Annotated in this window: 29 protein-coding genes; 25 read left to right on the top strand and 4 right to left on the bottom strand. The window is 42.6% G+C overall.

Annotated elements, in window-relative coordinates:
* Nucleotides 1-6 precede the first annotated feature (6 nt).
* The 3 genes from Q9R46_RS14800 to Q9R46_RS14790 all read right to left on the bottom strand — a co-directional run bounded on the left by Q9R46_RS14800 (nt 7) and on the right by Q9R46_RS14790 (nt 2,226).
* Nucleotides 7-1,305: a site-specific integrase gene (locus tag Q9R46_RS14800; RefSeq protein WP_311280569.1), complete on the bottom strand. Its 1,299-nt coding sequence runs from the start codon at nt 1,303-1,305 to the stop codon at nt 7-9.
* Between the two features lie 75 nt (nt 1,306-1,380).
* Complete coding sequence (locus Q9R46_RS14795) at nt 1,381-1,791, bottom strand: ImmA/IrrE family metallo-endopeptidase (RefSeq protein WP_311281035.1); 411 nt, start codon at nt 1,789-1,791, stop codon at nt 1,381-1,383.
* Between the two features lie 9 nt (nt 1,792-1,800).
* Nucleotides 1,801-2,226 carry a helix-turn-helix domain-containing protein gene (locus tag Q9R46_RS14790; RefSeq protein WP_311280568.1) on the bottom strand — a complete coding sequence of 142 codons (426 nt, stop codon included), beginning with the start codon at nt 2,224-2,226 and terminating at the stop codon, nt 1,801-1,803.
* Between the two features lie 192 nt (nt 2,227-2,418).
* On the opposite strand from Q9R46_RS14790, the gene Q9R46_RS14785 reads away from it, so the two are divergent.
* From Q9R46_RS14785 to Q9R46_RS14775, 3 genes are read left to right on the top strand one after another with little or no spacing between them, the layout of a single operon-like run.
* Nucleotides 2,419-2,619 (top strand): helix-turn-helix domain-containing protein, encoded by a 201-nt coding sequence (locus tag Q9R46_RS14785; RefSeq protein WP_311280567.1) that lies wholly within the window; start codon nt 2,419-2,421, stop codon nt 2,617-2,619.
* A gap of 49 nt (nt 2,620-2,668) precedes the next feature.
* Complete coding sequence (locus tag Q9R46_RS14780; protein ID WP_311280566.1) at nt 2,669-2,977, top strand: helix-turn-helix domain-containing protein; 309 nt, start codon at nt 2,669-2,671, stop codon at nt 2,975-2,977.
* Nucleotides 2,978-2,990: 13 nt separating this feature from the next.
* Nucleotides 2,991-3,620, top strand: a complete 630-nt coding sequence (locus Q9R46_RS14775; RefSeq protein ID WP_311280565.1) for a hypothetical protein — start codon at nt 2,991-2,993, stop codon at nt 3,618-3,620.
* On the opposite strand, the gene Q9R46_RS14770 is transcribed toward Q9R46_RS14775, so the two are convergent.
* The gene (locus tag Q9R46_RS14770; protein WP_311280564.1) at nt 3,592-3,963 is read right to left on the bottom strand and encodes a hypothetical protein; all 372 of its coding nucleotides are present in this window, start codon (nt 3,961-3,963) and stop codon (nt 3,592-3,594) included. The genes Q9R46_RS14775 and Q9R46_RS14770 overlap by 29 nt on opposite strands.
* Before the next feature lie 76 nt (nt 3,964-4,039).
* Between Q9R46_RS14770 and Q9R46_RS14765 the strand changes: the two genes are divergently transcribed.
* From Q9R46_RS14765 to Q9R46_RS14660, 22 genes are all read left to right on the top strand, one after another.
* Nucleotides 4,040-5,167: a ParB N-terminal domain-containing protein gene (locus Q9R46_RS14765; protein ID WP_311280563.1), complete on the top strand. Its 1,128-nt coding sequence runs from the start codon at nt 4,040-4,042 to the stop codon at nt 5,165-5,167.
* Nucleotides 5,154-5,582, top strand: coding sequence for an ORF6C domain-containing protein (locus Q9R46_RS14760; protein WP_311280562.1), 429 nt, complete (start codon nt 5,154-5,156; stop codon nt 5,580-5,582). Before Q9R46_RS14765 ends, Q9R46_RS14760 begins: the two co-directional genes overlap by 14 nt.
* Before the next feature lie 573 nt (nt 5,583-6,155).
* Nucleotides 6,156-6,827: a hypothetical protein gene (locus Q9R46_RS14755; RefSeq protein WP_311280561.1), complete on the top strand. Its 672-nt coding sequence runs from the start codon at nt 6,156-6,158 to the stop codon at nt 6,825-6,827.
* A 14-nt stretch (nt 6,828-6,841) separates the two neighbouring features.
* On the top strand, nt 6,842-7,249 hold the full coding sequence (locus Q9R46_RS14750; protein ID WP_311280560.1) for a hypothetical protein: 408 nt from the start codon (nt 6,842-6,844) through the stop codon (nt 7,247-7,249).
* Nucleotides 7,250-7,271: 22 nt separating this feature from the next.
* Nucleotides 7,272-8,291 (top strand): phage replisome organizer N-terminal domain-containing protein, encoded by a 1,020-nt coding sequence (locus Q9R46_RS14745; protein WP_311280559.1) that lies wholly within the window; start codon nt 7,272-7,274, stop codon nt 8,289-8,291.
* 4 nt (nt 8,292-8,295) lie between these two features.
* On the top strand, nt 8,296-9,252 hold the full coding sequence (locus Q9R46_RS14740) for an ATP-binding protein (protein ID WP_311280558.1): 957 nt from the start codon (nt 8,296-8,298) through the stop codon (nt 9,250-9,252).
* Nucleotides 9,253-9,380: 128 nt separating this feature from the next.
* Nucleotides 9,381-10,511, top strand: coding sequence for a DNA polymerase III subunit beta (gene dnaN, locus Q9R46_RS14735; RefSeq protein ID WP_311280557.1), 1,131 nt, complete (start codon nt 9,381-9,383; stop codon nt 10,509-10,511).
* Nucleotides 10,511-11,023: a DUF1064 domain-containing protein gene (locus tag Q9R46_RS14730; RefSeq protein WP_311280556.1), complete on the top strand. Its 513-nt coding sequence runs from the start codon at nt 10,511-10,513 to the stop codon at nt 11,021-11,023. Before dnaN ends, Q9R46_RS14730 begins: the two co-directional genes overlap by 1 nt.
* Nucleotides 10,983-11,276 (top strand): hypothetical protein, encoded by a 294-nt coding sequence (locus Q9R46_RS14725; RefSeq protein WP_311280555.1) that lies wholly within the window; start codon nt 10,983-10,985, stop codon nt 11,274-11,276. Before Q9R46_RS14730 ends, Q9R46_RS14725 begins: the two co-directional genes overlap by 41 nt.
* A 99-nt stretch (nt 11,277-11,375) precedes the next feature.
* A complete protein-coding gene (locus tag Q9R46_RS14720) occupies nt 11,376-11,738 on the top strand; it encodes a hypothetical protein (protein WP_311280554.1) in 363 nt (120 codons plus the stop codon).
* Between the two features lie 72 nt (nt 11,739-11,810).
* Nucleotides 11,811-12,476 carry an HNH endonuclease gene (locus Q9R46_RS14715; RefSeq protein WP_311280553.1) on the top strand — a complete coding sequence of 222 codons (666 nt, stop codon included), beginning with the start codon at nt 11,811-11,813 and terminating at the stop codon, nt 12,474-12,476.
* A gap of 234 nt (nt 12,477-12,710) precedes the next feature.
* Nucleotides 12,711-13,571, top strand: a complete 861-nt coding sequence (locus Q9R46_RS14710; protein ID WP_311280552.1) for a DNA cytosine methyltransferase — start codon at nt 12,711-12,713, stop codon at nt 13,569-13,571.
* 28 nt (nt 13,572-13,599) lie between these two features.
* The gene (locus Q9R46_RS14705; RefSeq protein ID WP_311280551.1) at nt 13,600-13,773 is read left to right on the top strand and encodes a hypothetical protein; all 174 of its coding nucleotides are present in this window, start codon (nt 13,600-13,602) and stop codon (nt 13,771-13,773) included.
* Complete coding sequence (locus tag Q9R46_RS14700) at nt 13,748-14,287, top strand: hypothetical protein (RefSeq protein WP_311280550.1); 540 nt, start codon at nt 13,748-13,750, stop codon at nt 14,285-14,287. The genes Q9R46_RS14705 and Q9R46_RS14700 overlap by 26 nt, the downstream gene beginning before the upstream one ends.
* Nucleotides 14,288-14,360: 73 nt before the next feature.
* Nucleotides 14,361-14,534, top strand: a complete 174-nt coding sequence (locus tag Q9R46_RS14695; RefSeq protein WP_311280549.1) for a hypothetical protein — start codon at nt 14,361-14,363, stop codon at nt 14,532-14,534.
* 42 nt (nt 14,535-14,576) lie between these two features.
* On the top strand, nt 14,577-14,768 hold the full coding sequence (locus tag Q9R46_RS14690) for a hypothetical protein (protein WP_311280548.1): 192 nt from the start codon (nt 14,577-14,579) through the stop codon (nt 14,766-14,768).
* Between the two features lie 126 nt (nt 14,769-14,894).
* Complete coding sequence (locus Q9R46_RS14685; protein WP_311280547.1) at nt 14,895-15,398, top strand: hypothetical protein; 504 nt, start codon at nt 14,895-14,897, stop codon at nt 15,396-15,398.
* On the top strand, nt 15,391-15,543 hold the full coding sequence (locus tag Q9R46_RS14680) for a hypothetical protein (protein ID WP_311280546.1): 153 nt from the start codon (nt 15,391-15,393) through the stop codon (nt 15,541-15,543). The genes Q9R46_RS14685 and Q9R46_RS14680 overlap by 8 nt, the downstream gene beginning before the upstream one ends.
* A gap of 170 nt (nt 15,544-15,713) precedes the next feature.
* The gene (locus Q9R46_RS14675) at nt 15,714-16,130 is read left to right on the top strand and encodes a BC1872 family protein (RefSeq protein ID WP_311280545.1); all 417 of its coding nucleotides are present in this window, start codon (nt 15,714-15,716) and stop codon (nt 16,128-16,130) included.
* Nucleotides 16,131-16,141: 11 nt separating this feature from the next.
* A complete protein-coding gene (locus Q9R46_RS14670) occupies nt 16,142-16,336 on the top strand; it encodes a hypothetical protein (protein ID WP_311280544.1) in 195 nt (64 codons plus the stop codon).
* 58 nt (nt 16,337-16,394) lie between these two features.
* Nucleotides 16,395-16,817 carry a YopX family protein gene (locus Q9R46_RS14665; protein ID WP_311280543.1) on the top strand — a complete coding sequence of 141 codons (423 nt, stop codon included), beginning with the start codon at nt 16,395-16,397 and terminating at the stop codon, nt 16,815-16,817.
* A 57-nt stretch (nt 16,818-16,874) separates the two neighbouring features.
* The gene (locus Q9R46_RS14660) at nt 16,875-17,507 is read left to right on the top strand and encodes a hypothetical protein (protein WP_311280542.1); all 633 of its coding nucleotides are present in this window, start codon (nt 16,875-16,877) and stop codon (nt 17,505-17,507) included.
* Nucleotides 17,508-17,533: the final 26 nt, after the last annotated feature.

The raw sequence follows: 17,533 nt of genomic DNA, 5'->3' as shown, positions 1-17,533 counted from the left end.
TTTTTATCATTTTCGTGATTCTGAAGGATTGAACTTATTTAGTTTTCCAGCTATTCTAGTCTTTACTTTTTTAGTTACATGGACATAAGTGTCGGAAGTTGTGGAGAGTCTAGCGTGCCCTAATCTTCTTTGTATAACGATTAGGATCGAGTCGAAATTAGCTTCTTCTTCATCTTCAAGTAGTAAGGTGCCAGAACTGTGTCTTAATCCATGAAACTTAATATACCGAATCCCATGTCTTTTGCAAAATCTTTTCCACCATCTTGAAGGATGTTGGAAATAATAAGGCTTTCCAGTTCCGTTATGAAATACATATTTCCTATCACCACCGAGCCATTTATCTTCTAAAAAATCTTTCTCTTCTTGCCACTCTTTTTCATAAAGGCTTAACTCCTCCATGTACCAGTCAGGCATGTCTACATCTCTATACGAAGCCTTGGATTTCGGTTCTTTTTCGACAGGCTCACCTTTCACTGTGAATGGAATATTGTTTTCTACTCTAATTACGTTATTTTTGAAGAAAACTTCCGGCCACTCTAATCCAATTAATTCCCCTCTTCGGAATCCTCCCATCATCGACCCCAAGACTAGCAACCGCCATTTTCTCGTTTCTTTATATAAGGCATCGACTACCTCTTGAGCTTCCACTTCGTCATAGTACTGAGGGTTGTCCCTTTGTTTTATTAATTTTTCTTTTGTATTTTTAGCAACTGGTTTTTTAACGCCTTCCATGGGGTTTTCCTTAATCATTTTCCATTCCACTGCACGCGAAAATATATTTTTGAGAACTCGATGGAAGATGGCTAAAGTACTGGCATCGAGCGGCTCAAGTAGTTTAGCTTTTTGTTTTTCGCTGAGTGGTCTTTTACTATTAGGAGGTTTTCTCATTCCAGGCTTCTCCATCTCATGGAAAAATGAAATTATCTTTAATGTTGAAATCTGGTCAATTCGATCATTGCCAAAGGCGGGAATCAATCTAGATTCGATGATGTTATCATAAACATTTAGGGTTGTTATGGAAAGGTTATTTGGGTCATTAGCATACTTCTCGTGCCAGACTTTAATAAAGTCACTAAACCTCGTTTTTTCAGGAGCAATATAAGCCCCGGCCTCCACTTCGATTTTAAATTTAGCTAATTCATTGTCAAGGTAGTCGCTTAATCGTTTTGTCGTTTTTAATAGAGCCTCATCTTCGATTGTGATAGTTTTTCGAGGGCGATTCCGCGTGTTGTCTGCTCTCAGCCCTAAATCAACCGTAAGCCTCCATGTATTTCTCCCTCTTTTTTCTATACTTCCCTTTGCCACCTTTTTCTCCTCCGTTTAGAACATATGTTCTTTTTTTGTGTATGGTAAACAGCCTTGCGGCTGGAAAGCGCAAAGTTACATTTTCAGGTTGTGTAATTGTTTTGGAACTCCGCACCGTAAGAGATAAGCTTCTTCGCTTTCTCCCAGTTCTTGCTCTGTTGAGTGAGTAAGGAGCTTCACAGCAAAAATATTGGCTTGTCTTTCGTATTTCCCTGTGTTGAAAAATGTGTGTTCATCAATCCAAAATTGACTTAAACCTGAATGGAGACGATCATGTCCAAGTTCATGTGCGCATACTACCCGTTGCCATTCCTCAGATAGACCATTATCAATAACAATAAATCTCCTTCGTAATCTTCTGTAGTAAAATCCCCTGGTGCCTTTATCAAATTCTGCATGTCTAATAATTATGTTAAGTCCTTTCGCTATAACGAAAGGATCGTTTGTTTTGAATCTGCGAACAAGCTTGTGAATGATGTCATCCAAAGAGTTCACCTACTCTTCTTCTTTAGGAGCGGCCTTTTTCTTACGTCCATAGGTTTTCTTATTTAACTCTTTCGCTTCCCAAAGCAGCCCGGTGAGAATGTCCATAGCTCTCTGACGATTTTCCTCTGTAATTGGAACCCCATCAAATAAAACTGGTTGATCTTCTTCAAGAATTTTTTTTATGTCGGCCAGGTCTTTAGGCGTCGCCCACTCAGGAACTTGATCATGTTGATCATGTTCTTGCTCTAGAAAATAATCAGTCGGTTTATTGAAGAAACTTGCAATTGCTTGAAGTGAGTCGACTTGAGGATGTTTTGTTTGTCTAGAAAGAATTTTAGTAAGACCTGTATAGGAGACACCAGTTTCTTTAGAGAGTCTATATTTAGTAATTCCTTGTTCACTCATTAACTCTAAGATTTTATCCGCTAAATCCACTTGAATGCCTCCTAATGTTATATCTCTTAATAGTTATAACTCTATAAAGTTATAATAAAACATAAAAGGGAGATAAGTCAAGCGAGATGAAGCAAATGAAAGAGAATAGGGGTTTTGTTAACTCTTTTGAGTTATAATGTTGGTTGAATATAACACCATAGAGTTATAACATGTTTTCAGGAGGTGAGAGTAGTGGGAGAAACAATTGAAGTGAACATTCAACGACTGATAGAGGCGAAAGGGTGGACCATTTACCGCCTATCTAAGGAAAGTGGGGTGACGGTATCGGCACTATACAACATTGGAAAGAAAAAACAAGGTCCATACACAGAAACCTTAGTTAAACTATCCAACGCTCTTAATTGTACATTGGATGATTTAGTAAAAAAATAATATATATACTCGCTCAGTATAACACAACTTTGAAGAAAGGAAACACAGTATGGATAGAACATGGAATGCTTTTGATAGTGCTATCAGAACTATTGTGTCTGAACAAGTAACCGAATTCGAAAATCGGCTTCGAGCTGAGTTTGCTGGCTTAATTGATAAGACATTGGATGTGTCAGAAGCAGCAACTCACATAGGTGTTTCTGAGAAACTGATTTATCGCATGTGTCAGGAAGGTAGCATTCCTCATGAACGTTATGGAGTAACCGGCTCTAAGAGACCAGCGATTAAACTCAGGCTTTCTGACTTAGAAGCTTGGAGAGCTGAGCAACGTGCCGCGAATTACAAGAAAGGAAGTTGAGAGGAGGTATAACATGAACAAACCAATTGATGAATTAGCCCCATTTATTCAAGCTGATGTAGTTGATCAAGCAACAGTGTTGTTGGAAGGTCAACCAGTCTTACAGAATGCCGGGGAAGAGCTTATCTTAAGCGAAATTAGCACCGAGGAATTGGTTCATGAGCTTTCTAGAAGACCAGGTGTAACAAAAATATCCGTAGGGCTATATCAACCCTACGAACTTAAAAGGAAATATCATAGAGAACGTTTAACAGACGAAGATGTTTATGTACAAGCAAAAACAGTCTTGGTCATGCAAGACAGTAATGTAGATCAGACGAAAAGTTACGCTCAAAAATTCTGGCAGGAACGTTCTGAGATTGTAACAAGGTGTTGTTCAAAATGTGCAAGTGGGTCGCTTAAATCAATGGATGACAAGGAACAGAAAATACTTGATGTGTTTATAGAACTATCGTGCAAAACTCCAACTACTGATGATTTAGAAACAATTAGAGAGGTATCTTCGTGGGATATCCCATTGGATATAATTATTGAGTTAATTCGAAAGTGTTTCACTGACTACAGTCCTAAACATCCAGAAGATAGGATAAGAACTTTTAGATACTGTATCGCTTTTATTTCGGCCCATCTTTCAAAAGACTAAAGGCGACGATCTGATCAGTGTACACAACTAATTGTTCATACTCAATGGAGTTACAACCCGAAAATGGCGAAATAACTGCTCTGTTCAAAGTGATGAAGTTGTATTGTAAAATCTCATCGGAGTGCTGTTCCTCCAAGTAAGAAGAGTGTTCTGAAACCGCTACTTCCATTAGGTAATTTAAATCTTCCGAATTGTATTTTTTAGTAGGTTTTAAAACACCTTCAATCTTTCCGAAGGTTGTAATGATGCTTACAATGCAATCTCCTTGGTTGAATAGCGAAGAAGCTTTACTCAATGCCTCAACTTTAAAATCCAAATATTCTTTAATAGGGTGGATAGACAAAAAAACACTCTCCTTTACAAAGTATGTTACTTGTTAAACATTCGACATTTAAATTAATAAGCCTTTAGAAAGGGGAATGATTTTGTTAATCGAGATAAATAAAATCAAAGTCAGTGACCGAATCCGTAAAGACTTCAGTGGTATTGAGGAACTGGCAAAGGACATCGAACAAAACGGACTTATCAATCCCATCCTTGTAACACCAGATTATCAATTAATAGCTGGAGAACGCCGATTGCGTGCTCATCAGTATCTGGAGCGTAAGAAAGTGCCGGTACGCGTTATGGAAATTGAAGATTATGAACACCAGCTCCGATTAGAAATTTCCGAAAATGAACATCGAAAGGAATTCACGTTCTCGGAGCGAGTCGAATGGGCAAAACGCCTTGAAGAAGTCGAGCGTATCAAGGCAAAAGAACGAATGGCTGGAGGCAAGGAAAATCTTCCTGAACAACCTGCTGGACAGGTTCGTGACATAGTAGCTGATCAAGCAGGCTTTGGATCGGGCAGAACTTACGACAAGGCCAAGTACATCATGGAAAATGCAACGCCGGAGATTATTCAGCAACTTGACGCAGGGATAATTTCCACACATAAAGCTTTTACAGAGACAAAAGAACGGCTTGAAGCGGCTGAGAAGCGTGCCGAGCAAGCTGAACAAGAGAAATTAGATATTGAACGGCGATATAAGGATGCAATTCCAGCAGACCAACTGGATGAGGCAATAACGGCGGCTGTTGAGCGCAGGGACGAAGAAACAGGGGTATTGCTAGAACAAAAAGAGCAAGAGGCAGCGAGGCAACTTAAAGAGCGTGACCAATACTGGAAGGACAAACTTGAAGTTGGGGTAGAAGCGGAACGTCTTAAGGCGGAGGAACTCAAAGCCGGCTATCAACGAACGAAAGAAGAGTTGGAGACATTGAAACTTCAGCAGCCTGATAACTTCGATGATCAGCATGCGGCAGCTCAGATGAAGAAGCTTCGTTTTGAGGCTGATAGTAATACGATTCAAATCAGTATTCACGTAAAACAGTTCCTTCAAAAAGTAGGTATTTCATCATTCATGTTGGGCGCGGTATCGAATGCAAGTAGTTCCGAGAAGAAACGGCTTTCAGAAGGTCTTGATATGCTCCAGTCCTTCATTGACCAGATCCGACCAGCAATTAATTCTAGAAAGGTGGTAGACACACATGACATTGATTAATCCAAGCCAGCCTGATTTCTTGTCGGTAGTAGAAAGACAGATGCAGCTGACTGAGGCTCAGGGACAGGCCATTCGCGGTCTGGTAGATGGCATCAGACAAATGCAAATGGATGTAACTGAAAAGGTAGAGGAAGTACAGATGATGGTTCAGGAGGTACGTGACAGCGTCACGCTCACGGATAATGAATGTTATCAACTTCAATCTTCGGTTCGCATTAAATCAAATGCGTTAGCAAAGGATCGATACAAAGAAACTGACGAGAAATTTAAAGATGTGGTCGGACGTTACCGCCGTATGATCTGGAGCAAGTTGAAGGAACGGTTCGAAGTAGCGAAGTACAGCCATGTACGTCGCATTGATTTTGAGGATTCGGTTGAGTTCATCAAGGAGTTTCGTCCGGAAGACTACATCTGATAGGAGTTGAAACCGATGGGATACAAATTTATGACTCTGGATGACTTGGCTTACAAGTGGTCGCACAAACCTTTACAACATGCAATTATCAAACGAAACATTGCTAAAAAGAAATGATGATACAAGCTCAGAAGTTATTGCAAACCAGAGTACTGAGAAGACAAATCAGGGATTTGTGTGATGACGCAATCGATGCTCTCTCAATGGAACTTAATATTAAAATTATAAAAAAGAAAATCAAAGAGCTTTGTAATGATCTTGAGAAATTGGAACGGTCAATTGATAAGAATGCAGAATATGAAGGTCTTATCTGGAAGGAGCCATGCGGCTACAAGGTTGAAGGGACAGTGATTGGTTTGTGTAAGCACTGTGATCGCGAGGTGTTCTCAGGCCAGAAATATCCTGATCCAAAAGAAGAAGGACTCTTTTGTAACTACTATTGCAGAAGAGTCTACCGCAACAACAGTATCAAATGAGTCCTTGAGTTAATCGTGCTACCAACACGATCAATTAATAAACAATTCAACGGAAGTATAACACGGAATCTAAAAATTGAAAATAGGGGCGAGTTACATGAATTTGAACAATATGGTAAATGAAGCTATGCAATCAATTAAAGAAGAAGGCATTGTTGAGCAAATTGTGCGAAAAAAAATCGAGAAAACTCTGGAGTCTATTGTGGATGATGCATTCAGTAGCTACAGCGAATTTGGTAAGAGTCTTAAAGAGGCGGTTAAAGCAAATCTCAATGTAGATATTAGCCGCCTTGATTTACCTTCGTACAACACATTAGTTCTTCAAGTCATCAAAGAAAAGTTGGATGTTATTACACACACTCAGGGTGTAGAAAAACTTAAACACCAGATGGACGAGTTGCTTGCTGACGTCAAACCTGAGTATAAGCTATCTGAACTGATCGAAAAGTGGAAAGAAAGTGAAAGTGAATACGAAGAGCGTGATGGTGAAGAGTTCAGTTTGCACATTGGTGACAGTAGTTACTCAAGCACATGGGTACACCTTGACCCTGAACCGGATACAGAAAAATACCAATGTAGGTACGCCATACTTATTAGGGATGATGCTACGGTATCTTGTTTGAAGATTGATGATAAAGAAATCAATGCGAAAAAAATTATGTACGGTCTTGTTGGACCTGGAAAAGATTTGTTCAAAATTTATGCTCACGGTTCCAAATTGTTGATTGATAAGGATCAAGTGGATCTGTACTACGGTAACGATTATTAAAAATCAATTTAGGAGTGACTGCATTGTCTCTACAAAAACAATATACGCTAGGCGAACTATACAGTTTAGCAGAACAGTGCAGTCACGATTACCCGGCTACACTGGCACGGAAGATTGAGTATTTGACAGAGGTACAAGTTTTATTGGGCCGGAGAGCTGCGGAGGCGGTGAGGGACTATAAACGTCTCTATGCTGAACGCAAGCGAGTTTATGCCGAAGCGTACCTGGCTGCCGGAAAAGATAAAGCGCAACGTGCTGAACTGGCTATCATCAAACTTCGCATTCAGGAGGCTGACGCTGAAGCAGACAAGGTTCGCTGGCACAATGCAGTGGAAAGTAATGACCAAGTTATAAACTCATTAAAATACAGCCTGAAAGTTCTGCTGGCTGAGTACGACAATCCTGCCAGCAGTAAGAGGTAGGGCTGATAATGCGAGGTTAATCATGGCTGAAATAAAATGGATCAAACTCAGTGCGGACATGTTTAGCGATAGGAAGATTGAACTTATCGAAGATATGCCAGAAGCTGACACGATTATTGTTATATGGATCAAACTACTGACAATGACAGGGCAAGCGAATATGGGAGGTTACATCATGTTGACCGAAAACATCCCGTATACAGAAGAAATGTTGTTGTCTGCTATTAAACGTCCTTTACCTGTAATAAAAATGGCCTTATCTATATTTGAAAGATTCGGAATGTTAGAAGTTTCTGAAAGCGGGGCTTACTTCCTTCCAAATTGGGAAAAGCATCAAAACGTAGATGGAATGGACAAGGTTCGTGCGCAAACAAACAAGCGAGTGCAATCCTTTAGAGAAAGACAGAAGCTTCTTGAACCCGGAAAACGAAAATCGGAGCAGAAAAGTAACGTTACAAGAAACGCTACAGGTAACGTTACAGTAACGCCTCGTAACGGAACAGATATAGAACTAGATTTAGAACAAGAAAAAGATAGTAGTTGTTGTCTATCGCCCGAGGCTGATAACAATTCAAAAGATGAGGGGATACCGTCTTCCCGGCAAGGTTCCGTTCCTGCCACTCCTGAAACAGATACCGACTCTGGACAGGTTGAAATATCATCGGATGAATTGGATTATCGCAATGCGATTGCCAATAAGTATCTTCAACGACGAGGCAAGGGGCTTGAAATATCAGTTGCCGATGATTTGGCTATTTCTGAAATGCATGCTGCCGGTATACCGTTGTCAACTGTCCTGGATGGGATAGACAAATCCTTTGATAACTTTAAACCAAAGTACACACGGCATGAGATCGGTAGCATTCGATACTGCGTCAAAGTAATCGAAGCCCTGCATGACTCTCGGACTTTGCGGATGGAACAAGTTGGCGAAGAAGAACAAAAACCAGTTGAAGCGGATGTTTCGCAGACCGATACGCAGTATACAGAAGGCGATCTACAGAAAATGTTGGCTGAATTAAGAGCGAAACAAGGAGGATGAGTGTATGGGTAGCTTTGAAGAAGAATTAAAGGCGCTAGTTCCTCCTGATTTTGCCGAAAGGCGACAAGCGGCTATCCAGCAGATTGAAAACCACCCTGAGATACAGCGGCTCAGACAGGTGTACCCTGATCGTTCGGGCGACCTTACAAGTCCAAGAAGATACAGAGATGTATCAGAGCATCTTGCTCAATGTGATTCATGTGAGACGTGTCCTGGTTTAAAAGACTGCCAGAACGTCCAGAAAGGGCACAGGAGCGTTGAAGAACCTAACCCTAACAAACCGGACGAGTTGGTATTCAGGCTCAGGAAATGCAATTTGTTAAAGTCCTACGAGAGACAGCAGGGGATTGGTCAGAAGATCAAAAGCCACTATATACCGGCTCATATTCTGGACGCGACCTTTGACGACATCGAACCTGATCCGCAACGCTTGGCTGCCATTACAGCTGCGGTGAAGTTCTGTAGCACATTCGTTCCAGGGCAAACGACAGAAGGGTTATATCTTTACGGCCCGATGGGTGTGGGTAAAAGCCGGATCGCTGGAGCAATTGCTCAAGAACTAGCCAAATGTGACATAGATGTTCTTATGGTTTATGTGCCAGATTTCCTACTTGAAGTTAAGGATGCTATTGGTTCCAAGACAGAAACAGTTGAGAGCAAGCTTGATTCTCTAAGGACAGCATCTGTACTGATACTTGATGACATTGGAGCCGAGACCTTGACCATTTGGACAAGGGATGAAGTGATTGGGCCTATACTTCAGCGGCGTATGGAGCGGCTGCCGATCATCTATACTTCCAATTTGACTATAAACGAATTAAGACATCACTTGGCTAACGTAAAGGATGCCAAGGAGATGGACAGAAAGCAACATGAGAAGAAGGCGGAGCGGATTATTGAACGGATAGAACCATTTGTAAAAACAATATCGGTAGGCGGAAGAAATAGACGGAGGGGATAGTTGAATGTGTAAAACATGTGGTGGTAAAACAGTGAAATATCAATTTGTTGGTGCAATGATGATGACGGCTCCTTGTCCTGCTTGTAATCCAAATGCGAAGAAGAAACCACAGGAGGAGAATCGTCCATATGAAAATAGTCGTTGATAGCGAACTGCTGGCTGAAGCCTTGGAAGATGCAAGTAAAGCCATTGCAAGCAAGAACATTATGCCGATTCTGGACTGTTTCTTGATTGAAGCTGGAGTGGATGGAGTCAAGGTCACTGGTACAGACACAAGAACAACGATACAGTCTTACATCTTCAGTGAACAGGTTCAGGTTGAGGTTCCTGGTCAAATCGCCCTCCCTAAAATCTCCCTTGAGGTAATTAAAAAACTCAGTGGTGATGTCAGCATAGAGAAGAAGGGAAATAACGTGATTATCATATCGCGTAAGAAGGAAATTGACATGGGTGTTATTGATCCAGAAGAGTTTCCAAGAGTGCCTGACATTGATGACAGCGAGTTATTTGAAACAACAGGTAAAGAGCTTAAACGGCTGTTCCGAAAAGCAACGTATGCTGCCGATCCAACAGGCAAGAATGCGGCAATCCTCGCTGGAGCACATGTATACATCAAGGATGGAGCCTTTGGAATTGAAGCAACTGATCGGCACAGACTTGCAAAAACGGAGCAGTACACTGAAGTGGGTAACTTGGGTGGAGCTGTCATTGAAGCCAAGGCATTAGGCGAGTTGCAAAAGATCGTATTGGATAAAGACAATCTGGAATTTGGATTTTCAAAATCATCCACAGGAGAAGTGATACACGTATTTGCGAGAACAGACCGATTCACTTTTTACTCCAGAGTATTGGAGGGGGCGTTCCCGGATGTTGGCCGGATGTCAATCGTGCCAGATGGCGTTACGGAAGTAGGCGTCGGAAAAAGAGAATTATTGAGCTGCCTCGATCTCATTTACACACTCGCCAAGGAAGACAAGCATAACCAGATCATTATCAGCATCACAGAAGATGAAGTGAGCATTCGCGGCAAAGGAAGAGAATCTGGGAAGGCAAATGAGAGTTTAGTTCCATTGTCATTTAAAGGTGAAAATTTCGCTGTTGCTCTTAATTCCAAATATTTCATAGATGCTATTAAAGCATTAGATGGGGAGAAGGTAACACTTATTTTTCCTGGTAAGTTGAAGCCAATTTATATCCTGGATGAAAGTGACGAGAGATCACTCCACATGGTACTCCCTTATAGGACGGAAGAAGTCTAATGAGTAAGTATAACGCAAAAAAAGTGATCGTTACTGAAGACGGAACGTTATTTACGGAATGGATTATTGAAAAGTATAACCTTGATGTAACCGGAATAAGCTTCGACAGCATAAAAGAGGGAGAATATTATCAGTTGCTTCTCCAGCAGCGGAAGTACGGAGAAATAAAAGACTTTGAATGTCATCCTAAGTTTGTATTACAGGAAAAGCCGAAGATCACCTATATCGCTGACTTTTTAGTAACGGAGTTGGACGACAGTCAGCGGGTGGTAGATATAAAAGGAGTGGAGACCTCCACATTCCGAGTCAAACTGAAATTGTTCCAAGCTAAATATCCGACTTTACCAATAGATATACTTGTTAAAAAGCGCGGGGAATTCATTCCTCTTGCACAATACAAGAAGGAAAAATCAGCGCGTAAACGAGCGGTGAATGCACTTAAAAAACGTGTAGATGAAGGGAGAAAGCAAAATGAAAATCAAACATACCGTAATCAAAAACGAGGACATTAATAAGCATCTTAACCAACAGGAGAAAGAAGACTTACTGCGCTTGTTTCATAAAATTCAGTATGGTCGAGTTTCGGAGGGGAAAGTTGGGTTTAACATGTACCTGGTCGTAAATACAGACGAAACTTACGCTGAAGACGTTGTACGCATCTTACAAGAAAACGGTCATTGGGAACCAACATACGATCCAAATCAAGTCGAGTTTAGGCAAGAGGGAGATACGATGGAGCTTCCAGAAACTGAGGTGGAGGCATGAATGGACAAAGCCCTGAACCCAAGGGCAAAGGAAACATTTCCTTACCTCATCTAAGGAACATTCTACTTGAACTTAATAGTCAATTGGGAGGTGTGCTCTGTGACTGAAGCTGAGAAAGATGAATTCTCCACAGCTTTATCTGAACGGTATGCGCAGGTTAAACATTTAAGTTCTTCTAACAGAGAATTGATAAACACTTGGGATACAGTGATTAGTGAGTTGCCTCTCGATATAAAATCAAAGTTTGAAGAAAAACAGAGTCAACTTTCGGCTTTGTATGGAGGTTTGGATATGAGTACTGTAGATTTGAACAATTTCGATGAACAACCTGTCGAAGTGCAACAAGCTATTGCTTTTTATGTTGGATACACAGTTAACGGGGTACAGGCTACTGCTCAGGAAAGACAAGCTCATTACGCTGTTTTGGAACAAGTCGGATTACTTGAACCCCTAAATCCGTAGTGGATTCGTAGTAAATTAGGTTCAAAATATAAGCATAAGCACAGGAAATGCGAAGGGAAAGGCGGATGAGTAATGGCCCATCAGACATTCTGGAAACCGGAGAAGAAAGTAAAAGAAAAGAAAGTGAGCAGCTTCGGGCGGAGCAAGAAAGACAAAAAGCCTGTACCGGAATGGAAGAAGGACATTTTAGCCCATCACCAATCCAGGCCAGGTTCGAAGGAGCGCGGCGATTTCCCGAAAGAAGTCATAGCTCAGCTTATTGAAGAATCAAACGGGATTTGTGAATGCTGCAAGATAGCAGAAGCAACGACAACTCACCATGTCTATCCGCGAGGCAGGAAGGGACGCGGAGTTAAGACAAACGGACTTCGGCTCTGCTGGCCCTGTCATGATCGGATACAAACGAATGAAGAACTGCTCCAGTTTTGGATTTCGGCCTTCCGTGATAAATACGGAGATCACTTCTGGTTTGATGAACAAGATTGGGAGGAATACAACCGAAAGCAAGAGGCGCGGCAGAAAGTTGAACAGGAGAAACGTAACCGCGAGGAATTGTTTAAGCCGGTTAAAGAGGTTATCTCGTCAGCGGCAGGCCGTTCGTTGAAGGCCAAAGAAGTTCGTTTGATAGAGATGATGGATGCAAATCAGATTGCAGTATTCGAAGCGCTGATCAACGATATTGTACGTGTAGAGGAAAAGCATCAAGTGCCGTTTGGGTACGGTCATTTCGATGATTAAAATTAATGAAATTCATATAACAACGATTGGAAGTGATTTATATGAAAGGGGATGAAATAAACAGAGACCCATTTTTCTCGGATATACCATGGGAAATAATCACGGATGAGCAAGGTAATGTGATTGGGGAAGTGTACATGTTGCTCTCATTCCCTCAATCGGAGAAACCAAAATGTAAACCGAAAAAAGCAAGGAAATAATTTGGGATAACAGAGGAAGGGAGACAAGATACACATGATCACAGCAAAGAGCTATTTCAGCGGCGCGGGCGGCATGGACCTCGGCATGATGGAAGCTGGAATACAAGTGGTAGAGTCGTTTGAAATCGACAGGACAGCCTGCGACACGCTGCGCCTGAACTTCGGGCACGCAGTCAACGAATCGGACATTACCAAAATAACTGTCTTGGACCAACAGGATGCGGATGTATACATCGGGACATTCCCTTGCACCAAATACAGCACCATTGCAGATATACACGGTACCCGGACGGGTGATGATCTGTTTCTCCACTTCTTCCGGCATGTTGCACTGGCACAACCGGAAATGTACATCGTGGAGAACGTACCGGGCATGAAGAAATTTCAGGTCGTAATGGAGTGCTTGACCCGGTTGCCAAACTATTACGTCCGGGTTGAGTGCCCGGTGAATGCGAATATGTGGCTGCCACAGGAGCGTAAACGACTGATTGTGATCGGCAGCAAGCGACCAATAAACGACTTGCCATACCCCGAATCAAGCCCGGTAAGCATGCGGGACATCATTGACGTAGGCAGCGAGGTATACGCTCCAGATTACGTTCAAAAGCGTCTGAACGGTGAATACAGGGATTTACCTATCGTCACAGACTTGGAAGGTAGGGCGCCAACGTGCGTGGCTCATTACGCAAAGGATAGATCAACGCGTCTGGTCAATGATGGACAGTCTATCAGGCCATACTCAGTTCGAGAGTATGCCCGGCTGCAAGGCTTCCCGGATTGGTTTCAGTTCGCCGGGACGGACAATGACGCTTATCGCCAGATCGGAAACGCGGTGGCTGTTCCAATGGGTAGATGGGCCGGAGAAGCGGTTAAACGCTATTTCGGTGTTGCATGAGGGATACCAAAGAGGAAGGGGAAGAGACATGAATACACGTTGGGATATTTACGAATGTGAGTGTGGTCTTGGTTACGCGATCCGGCAGGAAGTAAACAACGAAATCGAAGAACCTGCTTGCCCATATTGTGGTGGAACGAATGCAAGACTGATCCAGTTAAAGGACGGTGAACGCATTGAGTCAACTGGAACTAATAGATAAATCGGTCGTTTCCAAACCACCTACGGACTGGATCGGAGCAGATGGCAAAGTGTTGGCAATGCAGAAACATCCAAATTTTGCAGTCGGTGAGCTGGTCGCATATAAGATAGTCCCATCCATATATGATTCAACCAAAGTATTGGTGTACGACTGCATCAGCAAGGATCGGGGGAAAAAGAAAAACCCATTTCACTACGGGAATATTCATCATACCTTAACTGGCGGATTGTACGATGCCATCGAACGTGAATATCAGTTAGGAAACCCTGGTTGGTGGATGATTAACAAGCCATTAAAAGACCCATACAGTCAATGGCGCCCGTGGATCTGGAAGAATGACGAGGTAAAGAAAGAATTCATGGAATGGCATGCTGATCATTTCTACGGCTGGACAAAGGAAAAGTGGAAAGATAAAGGTCACACGTGGAAAAGAGAAGATAGGCAGATCGAGCAGGCAGCGGAACCTGTACCGGTTATCGAGAAAGAGGCAATAGAGCAATTAACACTATTTTGAGAGGAAGGGGCATAGCCTCTTCCCACCACATACCACATATCTGGGCTAGGCCCACCAAAGGAGAGATAACACAATGCCCGTAAATGACATTGTATACGTTGTGAAAAATGAGTCTACAGGAGACATCGAAATGGCCACCACCAACGATTTTGAAGCATGGTGTTACTACCGAGATGTACCAACGGTATCGCTCAGTGTGTTCATCAAGAAAAACATGGTTGGATACATGCCACCGTCAAACAAATAAGCTGTGAGGCCATACGGCCTCTTACCAAGGAGGGATATACAGATGGTACAAGTGAGAATAACGAAGCGGTTGGAACACTTTTATCATCTGGTAGGCCGTCCTGACATCCAAGTGTTTGCTTATGCAGAGTGCGCTGATGGCAATGTCTACTACCAGCATACGGACGGATGGGGAGAGTTGGAGTGGCAGCCTGTGCGTGAGTTTTACGGGGATTTCGAACGGATACGAGATTAGGAGGTACTCGCAGATGCTTAAACTGTGCCCAAGTTGCGGAGATGAATATCAAGATAGTTACGGATTTGATGAATGTGAAGGTTGTAGGGAGATAGATTATGAGGACGAAGGGGAGGAAGAACAGTCATGAGTAAGCAGGAAGAAATCAAACAAGCGTTGGCTGGGTTCTTGAAGCAAGAAGACAACCATTTGTTAATCAATGCGCCTGAGTATATATCATATCTACTGGAACAAGTCGAACAAAGCGAGAGCGAAGCGCAGTCATTGCGTCGTTCCCTCACAAGTGAAGCGGTCAAGAACGCAAGCCATAATGTCGATAACATGCGGCTCCGCAAGGAGCTTGAAGAGAAAGAAAATCACATAAAAGAAATTAAGACAGAAAAGGCCATTTTAGAGGGTGAGTTGTCTCAGGCAAATGCATACAAACACTTTGAAGCAGAACGGACAAAAGAAGCGGTTCAGCTTCATAAGGAGCTTGAAGCTGAACGAAAGCAAGCTGCAGCGGTTCGGAAAGCTATGCAAGACGTTCTGTACTATCTCCAACGCGACTCCTATATACCAGCACAGGACATTTTAGAACAGTATTTGGCGATGTCGGTGGGTCAGGAAGGAGAGGGGAACCATGAGTGACATCCATAATTGCGAAGGAACAGAAAAAACCAGAACGGTGATCAGATACAGTAATCCTGAAGATAGCTGGCTGATGATTACAGCCGATGGCGGAGAACATCAAATCATTCATTGCCCATATTGCGGAATTGAACTTGAGAATTAATATTCAGGGGTTGAGGCTCCGGCCTCTCCCTACTAAGGAGGATATAACACATGACATTCTTTGAATGGATGGACGGAAATCCTGGAACAGCGCTGCTGATGTGGTTGATTATGTTCCTTGCCATATCAAGTTTCAGCTTCAAACGAAAATAGGTTAGGGAGGATATATAGATGACACAAACAGCGTTGACCCGGGAGCAAGTCGAGAATGCTGAACCTGGAATCGATCTGAACGTGATGGTGGCTGAACATATTTTCGGATGGCGGCGCATAGCAGGCCCTACGCATGACTATGACGGCGCGGTTGAGCATGGAGAGGTGTTGATACCTCCGAACATGAGTGAAGCTCATGCTTACGCTATGATGCCGCCAAGAGGTAGTGTGCCTATAGGGTATTTTGTTAATCGAAACTGGTCAACAGACATGAATGATGCGTGGGAAGTTTTCGCCTCAAGTGGTCACCGTTCAGCTATTGAGACTAATCACAGCGGCGGATATATATGCAACATAAAGGGAGCGGATATATATGAATTAAACGCTCCAGAAGCAATATGTAAGGCCGCTCTATTGGCTGTACTGGACATATAGGAGGGATAGACGTGCATTGGTGGGACAAACAAGAAAACGAGATTAGCCAGTTTTTAAACTGCAAGGTTGGCGGATACGGTCAAAAAGAGATTCAGGAGAACTATGACGATGGCTTCTGCATGAGAGAAGAGGACGGCAGAGAATTGACACTGGACGAAGCGAAAGAATGGTACAAGGGCCGTCAGGCCACCGAAACGAACGAATAAACCCAGTGAAACGGGGGCCGGATAAGGTCTGGTCTCCCCAAATAGGAGGATATACAAGATGGATATAAAAGCACCGCGTGCATGGTACAAACCGTTGAGTGTTATGATTCAGCCGGAGAGTGTGGAAAGCATCAACTTTGAAACGAAGGTTATCGGTGTGTACATGGTTATGGATGGCAAAGGGTTCCACCGTCTCCGGCTGAGTGACTTTGAATTGATGTGGCCTGTTGGGATTCCAGATATGAACGGAAAAGCAATGTATCAAAAAGACATCATGAAGGTTCCTGATCTTTACGAGACACCAGAGAATACCCAAATGACTTACCACAATGCAGTTATCGACTTTAGCTCTTATACATTCTGGATCGGCAATGACCCATTATACGAAGATGCAGATTACATCTCAGCAGAGTGCGAAATCATCGGAAATGTCTACGAAAACCCGGGGTTGGCTCCCAAGGAAGGAGCGGATACAGAATGATAGAGTGGCACAAATGGGATAAGGAAAATTTTCCTGATCTTCTGGAGGAGGTAAAGTATGAATAACGATGATGTAGTTGTAGTGGTAAACAGAGAAGATGTCGAAGACACGAATAAAATCATTCAACTAAACTTTTTCTCTGATGTGGATGAAGTAGATATCCGCAAAACCAAATGGTTACTCGGAAAATATGTAGACATGGTGGACATCATAAAAAACTATGAATTTTCGCTTCAGCAGATGGAAAACGGGATGTCAGCATACGAGTTGTTGTCTGCGGAGGGATCGGTTGCGAAGCGTGAATCAGGACATGAACTGACAGCGGATGTAACAGCAAATTCGGTCATCATGAAGGACAAGCGGCACGCTAACTACAAACTTTACGTAGCAATATCCAACAATGTCCGATTTGCAATAAATAATCTAAGAGACCCACATGAAGGAGTAGCAGCTAGATTGCTATTTTTGGAAGGTAAGAAATACTTGAAAGCGCAGGAGTATATGGAGAAAGGATATCGAAAGGATGTGCCAGGTATAGCGGCGACTACATTTGCAGATAAGAGGCGCAGAGCTATTGCTAATATTGCGAATAGTCTTAAATTCAACCGCACGTTAGACTTTGTAAAAATTGATTACGGTCGCGGAAGGAACAAAGAAGGAGAGATTGGATTAAGAATGCTCACGTCATAGTTAAGCAGTAAAAAGGCTCTGTCAGC

Origin of the sequence: Paenibacillus sp. RRE4, assembly GCF_031844205.1 — a bacterium.
Lineage (GTDB): Bacteria > Bacillota > Bacilli > Paenibacillales > Paenibacillaceae > Paenibacillus > Paenibacillus xylanexedens_B.
Note: the sequence above shows the minus strand (reverse complement) of the source record. Positions and strands in the feature narration are given on the sequence as shown.